Origin of the sequence: Enterococcus sp. AZ011 (genome assembly GCF_050548355.1) — a bacterium.
Lineage (GTDB): Bacteria > Bacillota > Bacilli > Lactobacillales > Enterococcaceae > Enterococcus > Enterococcus faecalis.
This window is the reverse complement of the sequence record NZ_CP172959.1, coordinates 374,761-396,542: the sequence shown is the minus strand read 5'-3', so window position 1 is coordinate 396,542 and position 21,782 is coordinate 374,761. Positions and strand designations below refer to the sequence as shown.

The following is a 21,782-nucleotide window of genomic DNA, read 5'->3' as shown; positions in this document are numbered from 1 at the left end:
AAACGACAATTTACTATAGTCATCAGGTGAAGAGGCACTCAGCAAAATAATTGCTAGCCTTTTTATTCACCTAAATCTTCTTTTACTTCCGTTGCCCAACTTGCTTTTTTAAAGCGATTAATGATTAACGGAATCACAAACATAACAATAGTGATTAATGCAACTAAGACTGCATCAGTCACGGTTGTTGTACCTAATGTGGCGAAAATAACAATGATAACACTAAAAATTAACATTGCTGCCACTAAATAAGCTAAGCCATTACCTTTTTTACCAATTCGGTAAGGACGTAGTGTATCTGGTTGAGATTTACGTAATTTAATTAGGGAAATCGCAATCAATACATACACAATACTATAAATAATTGTTGTTGCATTTGTTAAAGTTAAGAATACAGCGTTGACATCATCCATTACCCCATAAAGTAAAGCGAATAATGAGATAACTACAGATTGTGTTAACACAACGTTACGAGAAACGCCATATTTATTTTCGCGATGGAAACCAAATTTTGGTGGCAATAAGCCATCACGAGCAACTTGAATAATTGTTTTTGATGGTCCAGTAACCCAAGCAGATAATTGTAATAACACACCTAAGAAGACCATGAAACTAAAGATATTACCAATAATTGTTGGTAAACCTAAAACGTCACAATAAAGCAAAATTGGTTGTGTAATGTTAGACAATTCCATTTTGCCATTTGGAACAATATTAGCAACAAACATTGCATTAATAACGTTTAATAAAACTAAACCAATTAATGAAATGAAAACGCCTTTTGTATAATTTTTTGTTGCATCTTTCAAACGAGGAATATAAACAGAAGACATTTCAATCCCAACAAAGATAAACGCAATCCCTGCTAGATATTTAAATGTGTCCATATTTTCTAAGTTTGGTAAAACTTTTGACCAAGAGAAGGCACCTAAATAGCCGCCAGGTGTTAAGCCTACTTTAATCATTGAAAGAAGACCTAAAACAAACATAACTAATACTGGGATGTAAACACCTAGCCAAACACCAATATTTCCGCCAACTTTCGCCATGTCAAATTTCAAGTTCAAGATTGTAATAATCCAGTAAATCACTAAGATACAACCTAATACGAACCAATGATTTTCACCTAAATGAACATTACCAAATGTATTACCTAGCAAAGGGCCTAATGTAGAAGCAACCATTACCATTCCTGGGAACATTTGCACCCATAGTAACCAAGCGACAACAAAACCCCATTTGCTACCTAAGGCAGTTTTAACCCAAAGTTGAGGGCCACCTTCTTGAGGAAGCATCGTAGATAATTCACCAGATATCAATGCGATTGGACCAGCAAAGAATAAGACCGCGAAAATTGTGTAAGAAATTAATGTCCAACCAACAGCAGCAAGTGTTGGGATACTACGTACAGTTGCACACAATGCCATTGTTAAACCGATAAAAGTACCTAATTCAATTTTTTTAACTTGTTGTTTATCCAATTTTGTACACTCCTTATAAGATTTTGGATAAGGAGCATGAATGACTGTTATACGCTGAGTAAAACAGTCATTCGACTGCCTCTTACCCAGACAAAGAATTGGTTAAGAGGTTAGCCGTCTGGTTGATTTATCTCTTGAATAAATCAACCAGACGAACGTTCCCTCGTTCGGTTACCATTTCTTTTTTCCGTTTAAGATTCAATTATTTTACGTCGTAAATTTGTTCTAATTTTTCTTGTAAAGCAGCTTGAATCTTAGGAGCGTAAACATCAAATTCTTCTTTATCGTTCATGTATGGAGTCATTACAGCAGCACGTAACACAGTTACTTTACCTGCACGGTTCCATTCTTCGTCACTAAATCCTAAGCTGTTTACAAATTTTAATGGGCTGTTGCCATAATCTGGAATAGCAAAGTCAGTATGTGAAGTAATGAATTCGTTGTTGTAAATATTTCCTTTAACGTATGATGCATAGTCATATACATCATGGTTTAATTTGTTCATTGCTACTAAATCATCGTTGCCTTTTTCTTTAAACACATAGTCAACCATGTTGAAGTCTGGATGAGTTAATGTGTGGACTTCGATTTCTTTGTCGCCAACTTTGAATGTTAAATCATTCAAGAAGTTATAGAAATGATGTGATCCTTCAATTGAAGCACCAATTAATTTACCATAACCTGCAACGTTTAAAGGTAAAACGTGATGTGCAGCCCATACAGAAGCAGCTGTTGCACCAGCTTTTGAACCTTCAAGGATATAAGCACCTAGTAATGCAGGAATATCGGCACCTTTTTCAAATACGTAAGTTGCGAAGTAAGAAATAACGTCGCGCATACGGATATCTTGGATAACGATACCACCAGCTGAATAAGGGATATAACCCATTTTATGAGGGTCAATTGTTACTGATTCTGCTAATTCGATTGCTTTATATGCATCATACACTTCTCTTGAAATGTGTTCTTTTTTCTCTTTGAAGACACCGTATTCTTCGTGAACATCTTGTAAATCTTCGTAAGGGATGAAGTTGTTGTCTTCGTCTAAGAAGATGGCACGTCCATAACCACCATAAGCAGCATCAACGTGTACATAATAGTAAATACCGTCTTTCATTAATTCATCGCGTAAAGCAATAATTTTATCGATTGAGTCAACGGCACCTTCTTCAGTAGAACCAACTACACCGACAACACCTAGCACTGGAATTTGTTCTTCTGCTAAGCCACGAACGATTTTTTCTAATTCGTTGATATCCATACGGTAGTTATGGTCAACTGGTACTGGGATAACTTGATCTAAACCGATACCGATAATATCAGCAGCTTTTAACCAAGAATAGTGTTTAGTTTGTGGAACTAACCATTTACCGATTGCTTGTAAATGTTTACCTGAACGAGCTGAATGAGCTTTGATTTCATCAATTTCATCTTCAGCTGATTCTAATAAGTCCATAATTTCTTTTGTTGGCATGTTCAATAGTTCCCAATCTGATTTGCCAGCAACTAATTCTGGTTTTACTTCTTTCATAGCAAATGGTAATGATTTAATGTTACGGGCATACCATAAGCCTTCTAAGTTAGCTAAAGAACCATCAGCAACGATGTGTCCCCAACCATTTTTGTAGCTCATTAAGTGAGCAAATTCATGTCCTACTTCTTCTTCCATTTGAGAAGTTGCTGGAGAAGATTCATAGGCAACGTTGTTCCCGTTCCATAGCATTGCAAAGTTGTAAGCTAATAGAGAAGGCATTAATGTTTCTGAGTTCATATGTCCCCAATATCTACCTGCTGTATGCCATGGAACTGAATGTGTACGCATGCGAGAAGAAATTTCATTCAATACATCTTTCATATGGTTGACAGTTTTTTCGTAGCTTTCAGATGTGCGTTCTTGAGAAGAGATAACTGGCATGTCTTGTGGCATGTAGTTTTGACGCCATCCTAAATGTTCATCTACTAAGTCGATCAACAAGTCTTTATATAATTGTCCGTTTTCGGCTTTGTCCCCAATGAATAGTGCATTAAGGTTCATTTCGCCTTTTGCTAATTTTTCGTTTTTCATACGAAAATTCCTCCTTACAAATTTTAATGAATTAGATTTTGCATTCACAACTTACACCCAAACGGCTAAAGTGTAAAGAAGAAAAATAACAATGGTTATCATAGCTCTTTAATTTTATAATTTTTTCACAAGGTGTCTTGTCAGAACCATTATATAAAAAAATAAGAGTGGGATTGTGTGTACAATCCCACTCTTATTAGGTGTATTAACGGTTTCACCACTACCTGTAAGGAGAAATAGAATTTTAACTTTGATCAAATAATCACACGTCTTCTCTTCGTGAAATTATTATCAATTTCTAATCCATTACTTTTGCTAAAAAGTAATTTTTCTTCCCTTTCCGTACAACAACGAATTTTCCATCGAAATGTTGTGTTGGATCGACTGCAAAATCTAAATCGGTAACTCGGTCACCGTTAATACTTATAGCTCCTCCGCTCACATCTTCGCGAGCTTGACGTTTTGATGGTTCGATTTCTGTGTCAACTAACCAATCTACGATGTTTTTAGCATCTTTGGTAATTTCAACAGTTGGCACATGTTCTAACCCTTGCTCGATTTCCTCAATCGTTAAGTCTTTAATATTGCCTGAGAAAAGAGCTTCTGAAATTTTTTGCGCTTCTTCTAATGCTGCATCATCGTGAACAAATCGTGTCACTTCTTCAGCTAAGCGTCTTTGTGCTTCACGTTTACCTGGTTCTTTTTCAACTTTTTCAGCTAACGCATCGATTTCTTCTTTATCTAAGAAAGTAAAGAATTTCAAGTATTTGATGACATCACGATCATCTTGGTTTAACCAGAATTGGTAGAATTCAAATGGTGAGGTTTTCTTAGGATCTAACCAGATAGCGCCACCCGCTGTTTTCCCAAATTTTGTACCATCTGCTTTTAGCATTAAAGGAATGGTTAACCCGAATACTTTGGCTTCTGGTCCTTCTTTTTTACGAATCAAATCTAATCCTGCAGTGATATTGCCCCATTGATCAGCGCCACCAATTTGCAATTGAATATTATGTTTTTTATGCAATGTGTAAAAGTCAATTGATTGAAGAATTTGGTATGTGAATTCTGTAAAGGAAATGCCACTTTCTAAACGACTAGCGACAATGTCTTTTGCCAACATCGTGTTGACATTAAAGTTTTTCCCGTAATCTCTTAAAAAATCTAATAAAGATAGTTCTGATAACCAATCGTAGTTGTTCACCATTGTTACCTCAGCATCTTTACCAAATAATTTTTTCATTTGGTTTGAAAGACTGTCCACATTATGTTGCACAGCTTCCATCGTTTGTAAGACACGTTCGGTTGTTCGTCCACTTGGGTCACCAATTGTTCCAGTTCCGCCACCAATTAAAATGTATGGGTGATGACCTGCTAATTGGAATCGTTTCATCATCATAAAAGGAATTAAATGTCCAATATGCATGCTATCTCCAGTTGGATCGACACCGCAATATAGCGAAATGCTCGTATTTTCTGTAAGTTCTCTTAGTCCTTCTTCGTTTGTTTGTTGATTGATTGCATCACGCCATGCTAGCTCGTCAATGATATTCATGTTATCACCCTCCATATTTATAATTATCTCTTTATAGGAAATCGTTCATTTAACGAAATAAACGATTAACACACTTGTTTTTACACGATATCCCGTGTTTATTTCTATGTATACACGGGTTCACGAAATTTTCTTTGGTCTGCCACGTATTCAAAAAAAGAATACAAAAAATCCCTAAGTCGTAAAAACGACTTAGGGACGAATTTCTCGTGGTACCACCCAAATTTATACATAGTTTAGTTTATTTAAAATACTATATACCTCTTAACAAATAACGCTGTTACCCGTGCCCTGTAGGCAGAAGCTCAAGAATGTAATTCGATAAATAACGTGTACTAGTTTCCATCGCCACTAGCTTTCTGTAACAGTGGTTATTTCTCTACTGCTTTTCTGTCATTGCTTTGTATTTAACTTGTACATGTAGCATATTCCTTTTCGTTTTTTTTGTCAACACTCTTTGCTTAATTTTTTTTACTTTTACAAAAGATGTCCCTTTTTCACAAAAATAAAATAACAAATTAAAAATAATATTTATTTGTTTTAACAGCAACTACAGATAAAAAAATAACGAAAAAAATTAAAAAATATTCTTTAAAATTTTTTTGACTTTTTTTGTGATTTTCTATACTTTTATAAAATTCCCGAAGAAAAATGACGAACTTCGGATCAGAAGTTCGTCATTTTGTGAAAAACAGTTTTAAAGAATTGGTGAAAATAATCGTGAAATTTGTTGTTTAAAAATCAACCATTTTGACATGTCGCGAACAACTTCTGGAGTCATTGTTGTACATTTTTTTCGATCTTCTAAGAAAATTGCTTCTAATTGATCAATGATTTTTTTATCATATAACACAGCATTTGCTTCAAAGTTTAATTTGTAACTTCGGATATCTTGATTGGCTGAACCAACTGTACAGACTTCATCATCCATAATCATTGTTTTCGCATGTAAGAAACCACCGTTATAAATTAAAATTTCAATATTTTCTTTCATCAATAAGCGGCCGTAATACTGTGTTGCTCGATAAATAAACGGATGGTCGGGCTTATCTGGAATCATAATTTTAACATCTACTCCTGAAGCCGCAGCAACCTTTAAAGCAGCCAAGACACTATCATCAGGAACTAAATACGGCGTTTGAATCCAGACTCTTTTCTTGGCAGAAGTAATCAATTTAATAAAGGCCAATTTAATTTGTTCACGGTCACTGTTAGGACCACTGGCAATCATCTGAATGGATGTATTTGCCTCTGGCACCAATGCTTCAAGTTTAAAGAAATAATCCAATTGATACGCCACACGATTTTTCTCGGGGGAAGAGACGTTCCAATCCATTAAAAAACGCATTTGCAGTAATGAGGCTGCTGGCCCTTGAATCCGTAAATGCGTATCCCGCCAATAGCCAAACTTTTTAGTCGTTCCAGCATATTGATCGGCAACATTAAAGCCGCCAATGTAGCCTACTTTTCCGTCAATAACAACAATTTTCCGGTGATCATGATAATTCAAACGAAACTTCAAAAGTGCTTTTTGAGAAGTAATAAATGTTTGGACAAAACCGCCGTTTTTTTTCAATTCATTCAAATGATGAACCTTGGTGCCCTTTGAGCCAAAGGCATCGTAAAGCAACCGCACTTCAACCCCTTCAGCCGCCTTTTCTTCTAATAAGTTCAAAATTTTGGTGCCGATATGATCCGTTACAAAGGCATAATATTCAATATGAATGGAGTGCTGAGCTTTTTTTATATCCGCCATCAACGCATTGAATTTTTCCGTACCATCCGTAAAAATTTCAACATCATTTTTCTTAGTCAGAGGCATCCTATTTAACGAGGAAAAAAAGTCTGTAAACTGTTGTTGCTCCTCCGTCGGCATCTTTTGACTATAAAGTTCAAAACTTTCTTCTTGGAAATTCTGGAAATTCTCTAATTCCCGTAAATCACTTTGTTGCAAATAAAATTTCTTTTTGTCGGTTAAACCTCGACCAAAGAATAAATATAAGAAAAAACCAAAAACGGGTAGAGCAATCAGTACGAGTAGCCATGCCCAAATTGCTGCTACATCTCGAGGTTTTAACAAAATGGTAATTCCCGCAATAATTGCATTAATAAAATAAATAACTGTTAAGACGCTAAGAATCAATTGTCTTCCTCCTTTATTTGTTACGTTTTAGTATACCATCAATTACGGATTTGGAATATCTTTTCTTTAGCGACTTCTGTCTCAAAAAATAAAAAGAGCCCCCATTCTAGTTAGTGATACTAGAATGAGGGGGTCTTTTTGATGTTTGTTTGAAAGTCTTTTAACTTAATTTCGTGTAAATGGACCTTTAGGAGCAATCAATTCTAAATTTGTACCATCTGGATCGGTAAAGTAAGCAACCCCTGTACCAAAACCGCTCTTCAAGCCGTCTTCTTCTTGGAATGTAATCGGCTCTCCATCAGGTTCTACGCCAATCGCTCTTAAACGTGCAACAGATGCATCAATATCTTCCACTTCGAAACACATATGCATTGCACTAATTTGTTCGTTGGAATAAGAAGCTTTTTCTGATTTTGGTTTAACATATTCTAATAAATCAATATTGATGTTTTCTAGATGCACATTGGCATACTTGATTAATGTATCATCTAACCCTTGTGTTTGGGCCATCCGTTTTCCACCAATTTCATCACGATTTGCGATTTTTGTTCCTGTTAATGCTTCATAAAACTTTACTGATTCATCCAAATTACTGACTGTAATCCCCACGTGGTTGACTACTGAAAAACCTTTAACTGCTTCACTCATTGTATCTCCTCCTAATTAATTTTTAGAAATCAAACGTGTCTGGATCTGGTCCCACACGTAACGATTCATTCAATTGGTTAATTTGTGCCATTTCATCTGCACTTAGTTCAAAATCAAAGACCGCTGCATTGCTAATCATCCGTTCTTTGTGGACAGATTTCACCGCTAATAAGATATCTTGTTGAATATCCCAACGTAAAATCACTTGGGCTGCTGATTTATTATGGTTCTCAGCAATCGCCAAAATGGTTTCATTAGATAATAATTGGCCTTGCATCAATGGTGACCAAGCTTGGACTTTGATATCATGTTTTTCACAGAAATCACGCACTTCTTTTTGATCCAATTTTGGATGTAGTTCCACTTGGTTAATTACCGGAACAACTTTTGCATAAGAAAGTAAATCTTCTAAATGATGAACTTGGAAGTTGCTGACACCAATTGCTTTCACTTTTCCTTCAGCATATAAAGTTTCTAAAGCTTGCCATGATTCTTTGTAAGAATTATTTCCTGGCCAATGAATTAAATACAAATCTAAATAATCTAAACCTAAACGTTCCAAACTATCATTGAAAGCTTGAATTGTTTCATCATAGGAAATATGCGCGTTCCAAACTTTCGAGGTAACAAATAAGTCCTCACGGTTCAAACCAGTTGCCGCTAAGCCTGCTTTAATTCCCGCTCCTGTGCCAGATTCATTGCCATAGATTTGCGCTGTATCGATTAAACGATAACCATTGATAATCCCTTCTTCGACCACTTTTGCTGTCTCTTCATCTGGTATTTGGAATACCCCGAGACCCATTCCTGGAATTTTAGTGCCGTTGTTTAATGTTACTGTATCTGCTAGTGATGTAATCATTTGATTCGCTCCTTTAACGTTTTCTGATATCATCATATACCGTGCCGTACATGCTGTATAGTACGTACTTTTTCGTTTCATAGGAACCAAAAAGTGCGCTTTTTGGTAAATTCGCTTTTTTAGCCTGAAAAATTTTTAACTTTTTTTATTACCTGAACTGCCAGAAACAAAATATACTAGTTTTTTATTAGTTTTTCAGGTATCAGCAATAAAGTTACTAACTGATTTTGGTAGCTTCAATGAAGTTCCATTGATTAATTTTTCATATAGCTAAAATCTAGCCTTACTCCGAGGAACTTGCCATAGGCTTCTTTTAATGTCCAAAAAAAGAAGTTACTACATTAGTACAATTTAAAGTTGTAATTCTCTGAATATCTACTTCTAACAGATAATCTGAAATTACAATAATAAATTTGTTATAAGAATACAACACACTAAATTCTGTTTATTCCAACAAAATTTATTATTGAAGGCGTACATTTATAATACCCAGTTCAATTGCTTTAACAACTGAAGCAATTGCAGAATTTGTTTCTAACTTTTCATTGATGGAATAAACATAGTTACGAAGAGTTCGGTCAGTGATATTCATTTTGGAAGCTATTGCTGATTGTTTTACTCCTTGCGATAAAATTCTTAATACTTCTTTTTCTCGAGGAGTAATTAGGTTGTGCTTTAAATCATGTCTACTTGTTTGAGGAAATATTTTTTTGTCTTCATAGCTTATTTTTTTCAAATTCTCAATCAAAGAGTCAACCGCTATATGTTTGTCTAAAAAGCCATTAGCTCCGATACCAATTGCTTTATCTCTATACTCTGCTAAATCAAATCCAGATAAAAAAACTAATTTTGTTTTTGTTTTTCTCAACACTTCTTCTCCCAATTCCAAGCCATTGAACATACCCATGTGAATATCCATCAAAATTATCGATGGTCGATATGTTTCAATCATTTCAAAAACCGTGATTGGATCTGAAATATATCTAAACTCTTTAACATCTGCATAGTTTTTTAAAGTCATCTCGAGACTTTTCCCAATCAATTTATGGTCATCAACTAGTAATATTTTCATATTGCTCTCCCTTCATACAAGGAATAGTGACCCAAACTTTCGTACCGCTGTTTGGACCTGGTAAAGACAACATCTTAAATGAACCATTCAGCCGGTTCTGTTGCAAAGTTTTAAATCTACTATCAAATAAGGTAGAATAATAGAAAAAGATAGCAGGAGGAATGACGGTGAATCATTTTAAAGGAAAGCAATTTCAGCAGGATGTGATTATTGTAGCCGTGGGCTACTATCTTCGTTATAACCTTAGCTATCGTGAAGTTCAAGAAATCTTATATGATCGTGGCATTAACGTTTCTCATACGACGATTTATCGTTGGGTGCAAGAATATGGCAAACTACTCTATCAAATTTGGAAAAAGAAAAATAAACAATCCTTTTATTCATGGAAAATGGATGAAACGTACATCAAAATTAAAGGAAAATGGCATTATTTGTATCGAGCCATCGATGCAGATGGTTTAACCTTGGATATTTGGTTACGTAAAAAACGGGACACACAAGCAGCCTATGCTTTTCTTAAGCGGTTAGTGAAGCAGTTTGATGAACCGAAGGTTGTAGTCACAGATAAAGCCCCCTCTATTACAAGTGCCTTTAAGAAACTAAAAGAATACGGCTTTTATCAAGGGACAGAACATCGTACCATTAAATACCTGAATAATTTGATTGAACAAGACCATCGTCCAGTAAAGAGACGCAATAAATTCTATCGAAGTTTACGCACTGCCTCTACCACGATTAAAGGCATGGAAGCCATTCGAGGATTATATAAGAAAACCCGAAAAGAAGGTACTCTCTTCGGGTTTTCGGTCTGTACTGAAATCAAGGTATTATTGGGAATCCCAGCTTAAATCATAGATACCGTAAGGGATTTTATTCTTTATTTAAAACTTTGCAACAGAACCTTTTGATTTATTGGTGATTGAAATAATTAAATCCATTTGTTATGTAAGTCTTGATTAGTGTGAAAAAACACCCTCTAATCCAGTCCGCTCTTTTCCAAATACTTAAATAAAAGAATCCACAACTAATTTATCTGTTATTCTATGTAACATACTCAACAAAAGTCACAGTAACTTAACTGTGACTTTTCAGTAAAAATCAATTGTGCATACTGATACAGTAAGTTTAAACTTTTATTGTAATAGTATAATTCTTAATTTGTATTTTTTACTTCTATTCCTAATTGATTTATTCAAAATTATCACAAAATCGTAAAAGTTAAAATTGCATATTCTAACACAAGAAAATCAAAAAAAGATTTTCTTATGTTAATATTTTTGAATATACTAAAGTTCCGATAAGTAGAAAGCACCCTACTGATTTATATAATAGTAGGGTGTTTTGTTAATATAATTTACTTAAATTCTATAACTCACAGTCTATAATCACCTTTTATTCATTTAAATTTAATCCGATAACATACTTAACTCTACGTCAAAGTATAATTTTACCACATGAATCACCATATATAGTTGTATAACTATTTAAGATGACTTCATTAACTTGTTCAGGTTTAGTAAAAACAACTATGACAGATGGATCTTTTCCTGCTTGTTTAATTTGATCAAAATCAACTTCGGCTAATAATGTTTCGGTAGTAACCTTCTCTCCTGCATTAACAAAAATTGAAAAAGGTTTACCCTCCAATTCAACTGTATCTATACCAATATGAATTAAATACTCAATATCTGCATCGCTTTTTATACTAATTGCATGCTTTGTTGGAAAAACAGCTTCAATTCCTCCAGTCAAAGGAGCATATATTTTGTTACCTTCGGGAACAACTGCAAATCCTTCTCCAAGTACTTTTTTTGAAAATATTGGATCATTTACTTCTGAAATAGGAATAATCCTCCCTGAACAAGGAGCAGTAATGGAAATTCCTTCTTGTTTTTTATTTTTAAATAGATTAAACATAAGATATCTCCTAATTCTCAATTTCTAAAATTTGATTAATTTCTTGACTAAGTAAATCAGCTTTACCGCCAAAAACTGCCTGAATACCACCATTCACTTCAAAAACAGCAGTAGCACCTAGTTGTTTAATAGTTTCTTTGTCAACCATTCGGCCATCTACAACAGCTACACGTAAACGAGTAGCACAAGCTTCAACGGATTCAATATTGGTTTTACTACCAAGAGCTTTAATGATTATTTGAGCTTCATCATTTAATGATGTTTTTTTATTTAATTTATTTTCAGCAGTCGTTGGCAACTCTTCTCCCATTCCAGGAATAGCTACTTTAAATTTCTTAATGAAGAAAGTAAATACGCAGAAATAAACAATTGCCCAAGCAATTCCGAAAGGAATTAATTTCAGCCAATTTGTCTTATCGTTTCCTTGGAGTACACCAAATAATAAGAAATCAATTAATCCACCAGAAAATGAATTTCCTACTCGGATATTTAAAATATCAGCAAAATAAAAAGATAGACCATCTAAGAATGCATGAATTATATATAACCATGGGGCTACAAATAAAAACATATATTCAACTGGTTCAGTAATCCCTGTTAAAAATGAAGTCAAGCCACCACTAAAATAAAGTCCACCATTCTTTTTACGATTTTGTTTAGGTATAGCACGATACATAGCATAACAAGCTGCTGGTAAACCAAACATCATTGTCGCGAATCTACCTGCAAAGAAACGAGTACCATAAGTAAATAGTCCTGTATGGTTTGGATCAGCTAGTTGCGCAAAGAAAATATTTTGTGCACCAGAAACAGTAACTCCAGCTACACTTTCTGTACCTCCTAAAGACGTATACCAAAAAAGTGGATAAATAGTATGATGTAATCCTACTGCGCCAGTCAAACGAAGTAAAAATCCATACAAAAAAGTACCTAGACTTCCCATTTGTGCAATATGTTCTCCAACTACTGCTAATCCATTTTGAATTGGTGGCCAAATTAAATAAAAGAAAGAACCGATAATAATTGCCGCTAAACTAGAAATGATTGGAATAAAACGCGATCCGCCAAAAAAGCCCAAAAATTGCGGTAGTTCAATTTTCCGATATCGATTGTGTAGAAATGCAACAGTTCCGCCAATTATAATAGATCCAACAACACCAGTATCAAGAGTTGCATCTTTAGCAGAAAATAACGCAAGAAAGCCGCTGATCGTTGCTGTATACACTAAGTAAGATACTCCACCGGCTAGACCTGCTGTTCCTTTATCCCCGTTTGCTAACCCTACAGCAATACCTATAGCAAAAATCAATGCTAAATTAGTAAAGACAGCATTTCCTGCATAACTCATAATACTTAATACTGTATGGATCCATGGCTGTTCTAAAATTGGATACGCATTCATTGCACTTTCATTTGTTAAAGCACCACCAAGGCCTAAAAGTAAACCTGCTACTGGTAAGATTGCAATCGGTAACATAAATGCGCGACCTAATTGTGAAAACTTCTTAAACATCTTTTTCCTCCTTATTCAATGCATCGACAAATCTTTTAGCAATTTCTTGTGGTCGTGTAATTGCACCACCAACGACAATTCCTGCAACACCCAGCTTTTTAATTTGTCTTGCTTGTTCAGGTGTATGAATTTTCCCTTCAGCAATAACACAAATATTTTCTTGTACTAATTGTTTAATTAATTTCATATCTGGGCCATTTTGTTTTTTGCTCTCCTTTGTATAGCCACTTAAGGTTGTACCAACAAAATCCACACCAGCTTGATAAGCATTCTTTCCTTCCTCAAAAGTAGAAATATCAGCCATTAATAGTTGTTGAGGATACTTTTTCTTTACTTTTTCTATAAAAGTATTAATAGATAATCCGTCATGACGTTTACGTAAAGTACAGTCCAAAGCAATTACCTCCACACCAATTGCAACTAATTCATCTACTTCTCTCATAGTTGCTGTAATAAATGGCTCTTCAGGAGGATAATCTCTTTTTATTATGCCAATAATCGGTAAAGAAACTTTCTCTTTGATTTCCTTAATATCTCGAACAGAATTTGCACGTATACCAACAGCTCCAGCATTTTTAGCTGCTAATGCAAAATATGGCATTAAACCTCCTTCCTCTGTATAAAATGGTTCACCAGGTAGCGCCTGACACGAAACAATTAAACCGCCTGAAATTACTTCTAAGAATTTTGCTTTGTTCAAACTCCACAAACCTCCACTTTTATATTTTTTAGGATTTTTACTCCAAAAAAAGTTTAGCATCCGCTTACATTGTTGTCAAGAAAAATGGAGAATTTTGGAGTTTTTTAATTTTTATAGTGTATAATAAACAAAAATTACATTCTAGAGGAGATTTTATGAATTACATTTATTTAATTAATGAACATTATCCCTTATTAACAAAATCTGAACGAAAAGTTGCTGATTTTATTCTTAACTCTGGAGAATCTATTATTTACAGTACTATGAATGATATTAAAACAAAAGCGAATGTTGGCGATGCAACAATCATTCGCTTTTGTCAAAAACTTGGATTTTCTGGTTTTTCTGATCTAAAAATTGAAATTGCTAAAGAAGATTTTAGCAAAAAAAAAGAACAACCATCTAGTGGTAAATACCACGATGAAGTTGCTAAAAGTTTGATTGAAGTACTTCAGTCTACTTCTTGTTTAATTAATGAAGAAAAATTAACAAAAGCAATCCAACTTATTAATCAAGCAAGCAGCCTATATATTTTTGGTGTAGGATCTAGTGGAAATACTAGTCTTGATTTGGAAAGTATGTTTTTGAGGGTAGGAATACAAGCTAAAGCTGTATTAGATCCTCATTATCAAGCTCAAGTTGCTTCTTTGTTAACAGATAGAGATTTAGTTATTATCTTTTCTTTATCTGGAAAAACAAAAGATACTTATGACTCATTAAAAATTGCAAAAAATAATGGAGCAAAAATACTTGCTATAACGAATTATATTCATTCACCGATAGGAAAATCTGCAGATTTAGTTTTACAAACAGCAATCGAAGAATTTTTAAATGGTGGTTCTTTAGCTGGAAAAATTTCACAACTTTATATTTGTGATCTGTTAGTACATGAATATGAACAAAATAACAAGATTAATTCATTGGATTTAAGAGAAAAAGTCTTACGTTCAATTATTGATAAAAGAATTGAGTGATAATTTAGAATTAGTTATTAAAAAAGCAACAAGATTATACTACATAAACAATATGTAATATGTATCTTGTTGCCTCTATTTATTTAGCATTATTCCTCAAATTATTTTGATAGATATCCTACAATATAATAAGCTCACTATACTATTTGTCTTAATAATAGGGGGTATATGGACATAAAAACGAATCGTTTTTTTATTTTGTATACGGTTAGCCGAGAAAGTTCATTTTCTGTTAGTTATATAAGATAGCATTAAACAACCACCACTTAATAACAATAAATAAATAATCAAAGCCTGTATTCTATGAAAACTAGAAATCAAAGAAAAAATACTCATAACCAATGGCGCCATCATCACCAAGATAGAATTAATTAACCCAACAGAAATAGCTAATTGTTGGGAATCTACAGAAGTCATTAACCAGCCAGACAATTTGGGCGTACTTACACCAACCAAAAAGCCAATAATGGCCAATCCACTCAAAATAACAACAAAATTCTCATAAAAACAACTAATTAGAAAAATGATAATAAAAAGATTCAAGCATAAAACAACAGTAGCTAACTGAACTTTTTTAAATAAAGGTACTCCAAACAGACTCCCATGGCTAAAGAAAGTGTTAGTACTGCTCCAGTTAACGCAACGGTAAAGCTATAGTTACCAATGATCATTTTTGTTTTTTCTACGAATATGATTTGTAATAACGGTAAAAATGCAGCCAATAAGCCATTGATTATTCCCACTTGAAAAACCATTTGAAATAGCTTGGGTTGATATCTGATTTGATTGATTGCCTTTTTCAAAGAATGCCAATACGATTGTCTTTCTATTTTCTTCCTTGCGCCATCTTCTTCATTTGTTGCAACAGAAGAGGTATCCATAGATTTTTGAATAAACAAAAAAATCACACTGACTAAGAAAAAACTTATTGCATTAAGATACGCTAGTCCAGAGTATGAAACAAGTGCTAGCAGTGCCGCCCCTAAAAATTGTGCAATAAAACGAATGATTTGACCAAAACTGTTAGTTAAGCCCAACGCTTCCTCTAACTCGTCATTTGTACAAATTCTACGAATAATCGGAATTCTTAAACTGTTGCTGAATGTTCCAAAACAATCAGACACAAAATTAATACTAATTGTCACACAGATAATAAGCCATGCTTGCCATGAACTGGCAAACAAAATACCTACAAAACAATATAGTATCCCACGAATAAACCCACTCACTATAAGCCATTGAAAACGATACTTTGTCTGATCTGAAAAGTAACCTGAAAGACTTTCTAGTAAATTAGGTAGTGTTTCTAATAAAGCAATAATTGAAATAATTAGAGAATATTGTTTTAACTGACTAGCGTACGTAACTAGTGCCAAATAAAATAACGAATCTCCTGCAATAGATAAAACATTTGCCAACGAGAGTTGACGAAAAATTTTATTTTTTCTGAAAACATTCATTTGATTTCTCCCCCTCCTAGCAGTTATTATAAGAAAAAAGGAAAAAACAACAGGGAAATTGTCGTATTTGACTAAAAAGGAGGAACTTTATGAACACTATTGGAAAACAACTGAAAATCGAACGAAAAAATCGGGGCCTAACACAAAGTGAAATGTGCCAACCCATTCTTTCAACTTCCTATTATGCCAAGGTTGAAAAGGGGTATCATAAGATTGCAGCTGAGGATTTACTATCTATTTTGAAACAAAACAAAATCGATGTAATAGATTTTTTTATTTCACTTGAAAAAAAAGGTGCCACAGACATCTCTTATGAACAATTAATTCATTTAGCATGGAGTGAGGCTCACTTAAAACAAGATATACCTAAATTACACCGCTTAAAAAAATCGGTTGATCATAATCAAGTGATGTCAAAAAAACAAAAAGCATTACTTTTAGCACTCCTCGATTTATCAATTGCTGGGCTCTCCGATAGTTTAATTTCTATGCCTCCTGATACTAAACAATTATTACAAAACTATTTATTCACGCTACCAACTTGGAATAAATTAAAATTATCTGTTTATGGAAATGCACTCCGAGTTTATACTATTGAAAGTAATCAATTATTCATTAACAGTATCTTAAAAAAAGAACTTACTTCTTATACGCTTTCTAATCGATGTATTATTTTAACAATTCTCTTAAACTTTATTAGTATATGTATTGAATCAAATCAAGATAAATTAGCTTCTAACTATCTTGAATTCATCAATAGAGAAACCTCTTTTCCAGAGAATTTTTTTCAAAAAACTCTTGGTCACTACTTTACTTTATTGCTATTAGCCAGACAAAATAAGCAGATTCCTATGGAAGAATTAACAGCTATCTACAAAGTTTTAACACTTACTGGTTTGTCCCAATACGCAACAGAACTAGAAATTTTTTTTAAAAATCATACCTCTATTGTCAATTAAGTAGATAAGAACTAATTTAAAAAATCGAATTTTTTGAAGAGTATAGCACTACCTTGATATTCAATGTTCTAGAATTAGTATTGGATTTTTTTGTATAGTCGTAAAAAAATACCCCAAATAATTAGACATGGTATCTAATACTTGGGGCACTATTACGTTGTTTGTAATTAAAAAAATTATTAATCCCTTATTTGTCTTGCTTTAGCCTTTTAATAACAAATACAACAGTAAAACCAACAAAACTAACTACAAGCAAAGCCGAACCCAATGTATTTAATACTAAATTATTATTAAATCCTGTTCTAGGCAAAGATTTATCAATCTTTTTTCCTGTAGAAGTATTGTCCATTTTAACGCTATCATTTACCTTATTTTCTTCTTTAAATTCAGTATTCGATGTTTTGTTAATTTGAGCTTTATTCTCTTCTTTTAACACATCAATTTTTTTATATACGTAAACTATCTCTTGATCATTCTCTGTAAATACACCAGAAGCATTTCCCGTTAACTTTTCAAATTGATAACCGTCAAATGTTTTTTGCTCAGTAGAATACTCCTTACCTACAATGTCTGTCTTAGTAATAGGATCAATTAATTGATTTCCCTCTTCATCCATATAACGAACTGTTATCGTTGATTGTTTTACAGGAGGAGTTACAATTTTCTTATATACATAAACGATCTCTTGATCACTCTCTGTAAATACACCAGAAGCATTTCCTGTTAACTTTTCAAATTGATAACCGTCAAATGTTTTTTGCTCAGTAGAATACTCCTTACCTACAATATCTGTCTTAGTAATAGGATCAATTAATTGATTTCCCTCTTCATCCATATAACGAATTGTTATTGTTGACTGTTTTGTAGTCGGGTAAGTCACCGTTACCTGTTTATCATCAGTAACTGTCAATAGATGCATGGGTTTTTGTGGAGTGGTTGAAGTCTCTCCTGTATCGGGGTTTAAGTAAACTTGATCATAGTAATAATTAAGATCTCCTTGCACAGTTGTATTTATAATTCCTTGCTGATTAGGTATTTGTGCCACACTAAAAGTCTTTTCTTCTCCACTTTTCAAATTAAATGCTGGAAAATCGATATCGGATAAAGTTATGTTTTCAAGATCACTCGTACCGTCATTTTTAACTGTGTAGGTTACAGTAATTTCTTTATTTGGATTACTTATTTTTTGTTCTGTTGTCATATCAAGTTTTATAGAAGCATGAGGAATTAATCCTAGATTTGCTATTGCATAACTGTGAACATACGGATTTTGAGTATCATTACTTTCAGTAAATGTTCCATCTAAATTGTAGTAACCACTGACTGTTTGGAGAGGAGCTTTATTATCAAAGTAATAGAAACCATCTGCTGAAAATTGTGAACTATTAACAATACTTGCTTTATTGGATTCAGTAATAGTTAACCATTTTGGTAGTTGACTAGGATTAATGTAAATGTAATTAATGTATGAGCTATCTTCGGGTACATTTTGAGCAATCCAGTTAGCTAAATTTAGGTTCCCAAAACCTGTTCTGTATGGTACTTCTGCATTATCCATAAGCGGATTAGCATCAGAAAATTGCTTTGAAACACTTTCGTACTCCGTCCAATCATCTGTTTCCATAGCTTTATCTGTTATTTCCGACCAATCTTTATTTAAATTCTGCTTTACCCATGCTGACTTAGGCTCAATAACAGCTGTAGCAGAATTAATAGGGGTTGTAGTAGATCCAGCATTCAAATGATTATTTCCTGGATAATCAAATCCTACCGTCAAATCCTTATTTGTAAAGGCTAGTTTATCAAAATGAATAGCAGGTGCTGACGGTTCATTTTGGTCTTGTATTCCATTGCCATTTAAATCAAACCAAATACGTGAACCATAGATAGGCAGAGTATCATCTGCAAATGCAGTGATTGCCATTCCCCCAAACGCAAAAATACATACTACTCCGAAAAGTATTTTTTTTATCATTTCTTCCTCCTTGAAATTATATTTTATTTTGTTTTTAACCCTAATTACATAGAATATACACAAATTAAGAAATTTTTTCAAATTATAAAAACTACCTTAAAAAACAACATAAAGAGCAATAGACATAATAACTTTAAGATAGTAGTAATTTATTTGAATATCACTATTATCCCCTAAATTAAAGTATACCCATAATTTACAAAAGATTGTTCTAAATATATAAAGAAAAAGTCAAAAACTTTTAAGTTTCTGACCTCAATTGTTTTTAGTTGAAAATGCATCTGTCACTTTTCTTTTTAAGTGGCAAAATAATTTGTTGTTAAATGGCAAATGGCTCCTATGTCAATACTCCGAACAAAAAAGTCGAAAGAAATTCTAAATAGCTGTTAAAAGTGAAAAATGAGAGAACGGGGTGGATCAATGAATATAAATTAGATCATACGTTTATCCATTAACAAAAAGAAGACGCACTTCGCTTGATGAATTGATTTTAGGAGGAAGTAATGTGAATAATATGACTGAAAAGTTAATCCAGGATGGCAGTAAGACAAGACGAGCAAAACTAAATATGATTACCACATTGATTGGGAGTTTTCTACTATTTTTTGGTTTTGCCTGTTTTTTCATCAAAATGAATTCAGTAGAATATGTTGATGCAGCTGGCATTTTACACGAAAATTTTTACCTTTTACCGATTGGATTTCTTTTCCTTTTTGCGGGAATGATTGTCTTTTTAGTCACAGGGATTAGATTTATCATAGAGCTTGTTCGGATAAAGGCAGAGCAAACAAAATAAATAAAAGAGCGGAAAAAACGTTTGATCTAATCGAATTTTTTCTATCAAAAACATAGGCAAAAAGGATTTGGGACAAACACTCATGAGATCGATCGCTCTCATGGATGTTTGTCCCAATCGCTTTACGTATGAGATAAAAAATTTTCCTACCTATATTTTTTCAAAGCCATTTTTCTTTTTCTTCTTGCTACTTTTCAGGACTTATACTTTTTCTCCGTTAGAAGCAATCACTTCTTTATACCAGTAGAATGAATCTTTGCGATAACGCTCTAAACTGCCTTTTCCTGTGTCATCTTGATCGACATAAATAAACCCATATCGTTTTGACATTTGCGATGTCCCACAACTAATTAAGTCAATGCACCCCCAAGGAGTATACCCCATCAAATCAACGCCTTCTTTCACTGCTTCACGCATTTGCTGAACATGCTTACTCATGTAGTCAATTCGATAATCATCATGAATCTTCTTATCTTCGGTTAATACATCCTTTGCTCCCAATCCATTTTCACATACAAATAATGGTTTTTGAAAACGATCATACAACTTAATTAAAGAAATTCTCAACCCAATTGGATCGATTGGCCAATCCCACTGTGATAACTCTAAATACTCATTTTTAATTGGACTGTCAAATGTTCCCGCTAACTTAGATGCATCCTCTCTTGCTTCAGCCACGTGAGACATATAGTAACTGATCGCAACAAAGTCTACTGTACCGTTTTTTAAAATTTCAGCATCTTCTGGTTCAATATCAATTGTCAAATTATTTTCAGCAAAATAACTGTAAATATAACTTGGATAATAGCCACGCGCTTGAACATCTGGATAGAACATATTCAGTTGATTAGATTTTACTGCCTGTAACTGATCTTCTGGCTTCGTCGTATGAGCATATGCTTCGATTTGATTGATCATACAGCCAATTTCAACATTAGGGACAATTGCTTTCGCCGCTTTTACAGCTAATGCACTAGCCAAAAACTGATGATGAGATGCTTGGTAAGCAGCTTCTAACGAATTTTCCACCAAATCTTCCAGAACTCCAGCTCCAGTGTATAAACTGTTTAAATTCATATTCATTTCATTAAATGTAATCCAATAACGGACTTTGTTTTTGTATCTTTCTAAAATAACTTTTGCATATTTTTCAAATAAAGAGACCAGTTCTCGGCTAATCCAGCCATTATATTTTTTGGTTAACTCAATTGGCATTTCATAGTGAGACATTGTTACTAGAGGTTCGATACCATACTTAGCGCACTCATCAAAGACCGCATCATAAAATGCTAATCCTTCTTCATTCGGTTCATTTTCTAAACCAGTAGGAAAAATTCGCGCCCATGAAATCGATAGTCTGAAACACTTAAACCCCATCTCAGCAAACAACGCAATATCTTCTTTATAATGGTGATAAAAATCAATCCCCCAACGTTTTGGAAATAGATACTTCTCAGAATGCTTTGTATACTCTTCTAATTCACTTGACGTAACATTAAACGTAAAATTGTTCACCGTCCCAGAAGCATAAGGATCTTTATATGCTGCAAAGTCGGAAGTAGACAATCCTTTTCCTCCCTCTAAATAGGCTCCTTCAATTTGATTGGCCGCTGTAGCGCCGCCCCATAAAAATCCCTTTTTAAATCCTTGATTTGCGTTCAT

Annotated in this window: 17 protein-coding genes, 1 pseudogene and 1 other annotated feature; of the genes and pseudogenes, 4 read left to right on the top strand and 14 right to left on the bottom strand. The window is 33.6% G+C overall.

The genetic code is table 11. From position 1 onward, the window contains the following. Nucleotides 1-62: 62 nt before the first annotated feature. The 7 genes from tyrP to IGL36_RS01970 form a co-directional block, all read right to left on the bottom strand. Entirely contained in the window at nt 63-1,481 is a 1,419-nt protein-coding gene (gene tyrP, locus IGL36_RS02000; RefSeq protein ID WP_002355453.1) for a tyrosine-tyramine antiporter, read from the bottom strand. Nucleotides 1,482-1,683: 202 nt separating this feature from the next. Next, on the bottom strand, nt 1,684-3,546 hold the full coding sequence (gene tdc, locus IGL36_RS01995; protein ID WP_002355450.1) for a tyrosine decarboxylase: 1,863 nt from the start codon (nt 3,544-3,546) through the stop codon (nt 1,684-1,686). Nucleotides 3,547-3,844: 298 nt separating this feature from the next. Beyond that, a complete protein-coding gene (gene tyrS / locus IGL36_RS01990; RefSeq protein ID WP_002355444.1) occupies nt 3,845-5,101 on the bottom strand; it encodes a tyrosine--tRNA ligase in 1,257 nt (418 codons plus the stop codon). A 191-nt stretch (nt 5,102-5,292) separates the two neighbouring features. Then, nucleotides 5,293-5,507, bottom strand: a binding site (T-box leader). Nucleotides 5,508-5,798: 291 nt separating this feature from the next. Continuing rightward, nucleotides 5,799-7,244 carry a cardiolipin synthase gene (gene cls, locus IGL36_RS01985; protein ID WP_002361214.1) on the bottom strand — a complete coding sequence of 482 codons (1,446 nt, stop codon included), beginning with the start codon at nt 7,242-7,244 and terminating at the stop codon, nt 5,799-5,801. A 165-nt stretch (nt 7,245-7,409) separates the two neighbouring features. Beyond that, nucleotides 7,410-7,892: a VOC family protein gene (locus IGL36_RS01980; RefSeq protein WP_002397525.1), complete on the bottom strand. Its 483-nt coding sequence runs from the start codon at nt 7,890-7,892 to the stop codon at nt 7,410-7,412. A 22-nt stretch (nt 7,893-7,914) separates the two neighbouring features. Continuing rightward, nucleotides 7,915-8,790: an aldo/keto reductase gene (locus IGL36_RS01975; protein ID WP_002390484.1), complete on the bottom strand. Its 876-nt coding sequence runs from the start codon at nt 8,788-8,790 to the stop codon at nt 7,915-7,917. A 427-nt stretch (nt 8,791-9,217) separates the two neighbouring features. Continuing rightward, on the bottom strand, nt 9,218-9,826 hold the full coding sequence (locus tag IGL36_RS01970; protein WP_002361211.1) for a response regulator transcription factor: 609 nt from the start codon (nt 9,824-9,826) through the stop codon (nt 9,218-9,220). 167 nt (nt 9,827-9,993) lie between these two features. Here IGL36_RS01970 and IGL36_RS01965 point away from each other — a divergent pair, with 167 nt between their 5' ends. Next, a complete protein-coding gene (locus IGL36_RS01965; protein WP_010713561.1) occupies nt 9,994-10,674 on the top strand; it encodes an IS6-like element IS1216 family transposase in 681 nt (226 codons plus the stop codon). A gap of 586 nt (nt 10,675-11,260) precedes the next feature. Here the strand turns inward: IGL36_RS01965 and IGL36_RS01960 are convergent. From IGL36_RS01960 to IGL36_RS01950, 3 genes are read right to left on the bottom strand one after another with little or no spacing between them, the layout of a single operon-like run. Next, the gene (locus tag IGL36_RS01960; protein WP_002397631.1) at nt 11,261-11,743 is read right to left on the bottom strand and encodes a PTS sugar transporter subunit IIA; all 483 of its coding nucleotides are present in this window, start codon (nt 11,741-11,743) and stop codon (nt 11,261-11,263) included. Between the two features lie 10 nt (nt 11,744-11,753). Continuing rightward, complete coding sequence (locus tag IGL36_RS01955) at nt 11,754-13,256, bottom strand: PTS transporter subunit EIIC (RefSeq protein WP_002382840.1); 1,503 nt, start codon at nt 13,254-13,256, stop codon at nt 11,754-11,756. Beyond that, on the bottom strand, nt 13,249-13,956 hold the full coding sequence (locus tag IGL36_RS01950; protein ID WP_002358533.1) for an N-acetylmannosamine-6-phosphate 2-epimerase: 708 nt from the start codon (nt 13,954-13,956) through the stop codon (nt 13,249-13,251). Before IGL36_RS01950 ends, IGL36_RS01955 begins: the two co-directional genes overlap by 8 nt. A 155-nt stretch (nt 13,957-14,111) precedes the next feature. Between IGL36_RS01950 and IGL36_RS01945 the strand changes: the two genes are divergently transcribed. Beyond that, the gene (locus IGL36_RS01945; RefSeq protein WP_002358531.1) at nt 14,112-14,930 is read left to right on the top strand and encodes a MurR/RpiR family transcriptional regulator; all 819 of its coding nucleotides are present in this window, start codon (nt 14,112-14,114) and stop codon (nt 14,928-14,930) included. Between the two features lie 222 nt (nt 14,931-15,152). Here the strand turns inward: IGL36_RS01945 and IGL36_RS01940 are convergent, their stop codons facing one another. Together IGL36_RS01940 and IGL36_RS01935 are read right to left on the bottom strand one after the other, a co-directional pair. Then, nucleotides 15,153-15,413 (bottom strand): hypothetical protein, encoded by a 261-nt coding sequence (locus IGL36_RS01940; protein ID WP_002397633.1) that lies wholly within the window; start codon nt 15,411-15,413, stop codon nt 15,153-15,155. A gap of 77 nt (nt 15,414-15,490) precedes the next feature. Beyond that, a complete protein-coding gene (locus IGL36_RS01935; RefSeq protein WP_002397635.1) occupies nt 15,491-16,390 on the bottom strand; it encodes an MFS transporter in 900 nt (299 codons plus the stop codon). A gap of 89 nt (nt 16,391-16,479) precedes the next feature. Here IGL36_RS01935 and IGL36_RS01930 point away from each other — a divergent pair, with 89 nt between their 5' ends. Further along, the gene (locus IGL36_RS01930; RefSeq protein ID WP_002382837.1) at nt 16,480-17,349 is read left to right on the top strand and encodes a helix-turn-helix domain-containing protein; all 870 of its coding nucleotides are present in this window, start codon (nt 16,480-16,482) and stop codon (nt 17,347-17,349) included. A gap of 187 nt (nt 17,350-17,536) precedes the next feature. Here IGL36_RS01930 and IGL36_RS01925 read toward each other — a convergent pair whose 3' ends face one another. Further along, nucleotides 17,537-19,405 carry a MucBP domain-containing protein gene (locus IGL36_RS01925; RefSeq protein ID WP_002404697.1) on the bottom strand — a complete coding sequence of 623 codons (1,869 nt, stop codon included), beginning with the start codon at nt 19,403-19,405 and terminating at the stop codon, nt 17,537-17,539. A 391-nt stretch (nt 19,406-19,796) separates the two neighbouring features. Between IGL36_RS01925 and IGL36_RS01920 the strand changes: the two are divergent. Further along, nucleotides 19,797-20,120: pseudogene (locus IGL36_RS01920) on the top strand (DUF3955 domain-containing protein); the annotation flags it as partial. A gap of 201 nt (nt 20,121-20,321) precedes the next feature. On the opposite strand, the gene IGL36_RS01915 reads toward IGL36_RS01920, so the two are convergent. Then, nucleotides 20,322-21,782, bottom strand: a complete 1,461-nt coding sequence (locus tag IGL36_RS01915; protein WP_002358669.1) for a glycoside hydrolase family 1 protein — start codon at nt 21,780-21,782, stop codon at nt 20,322-20,324.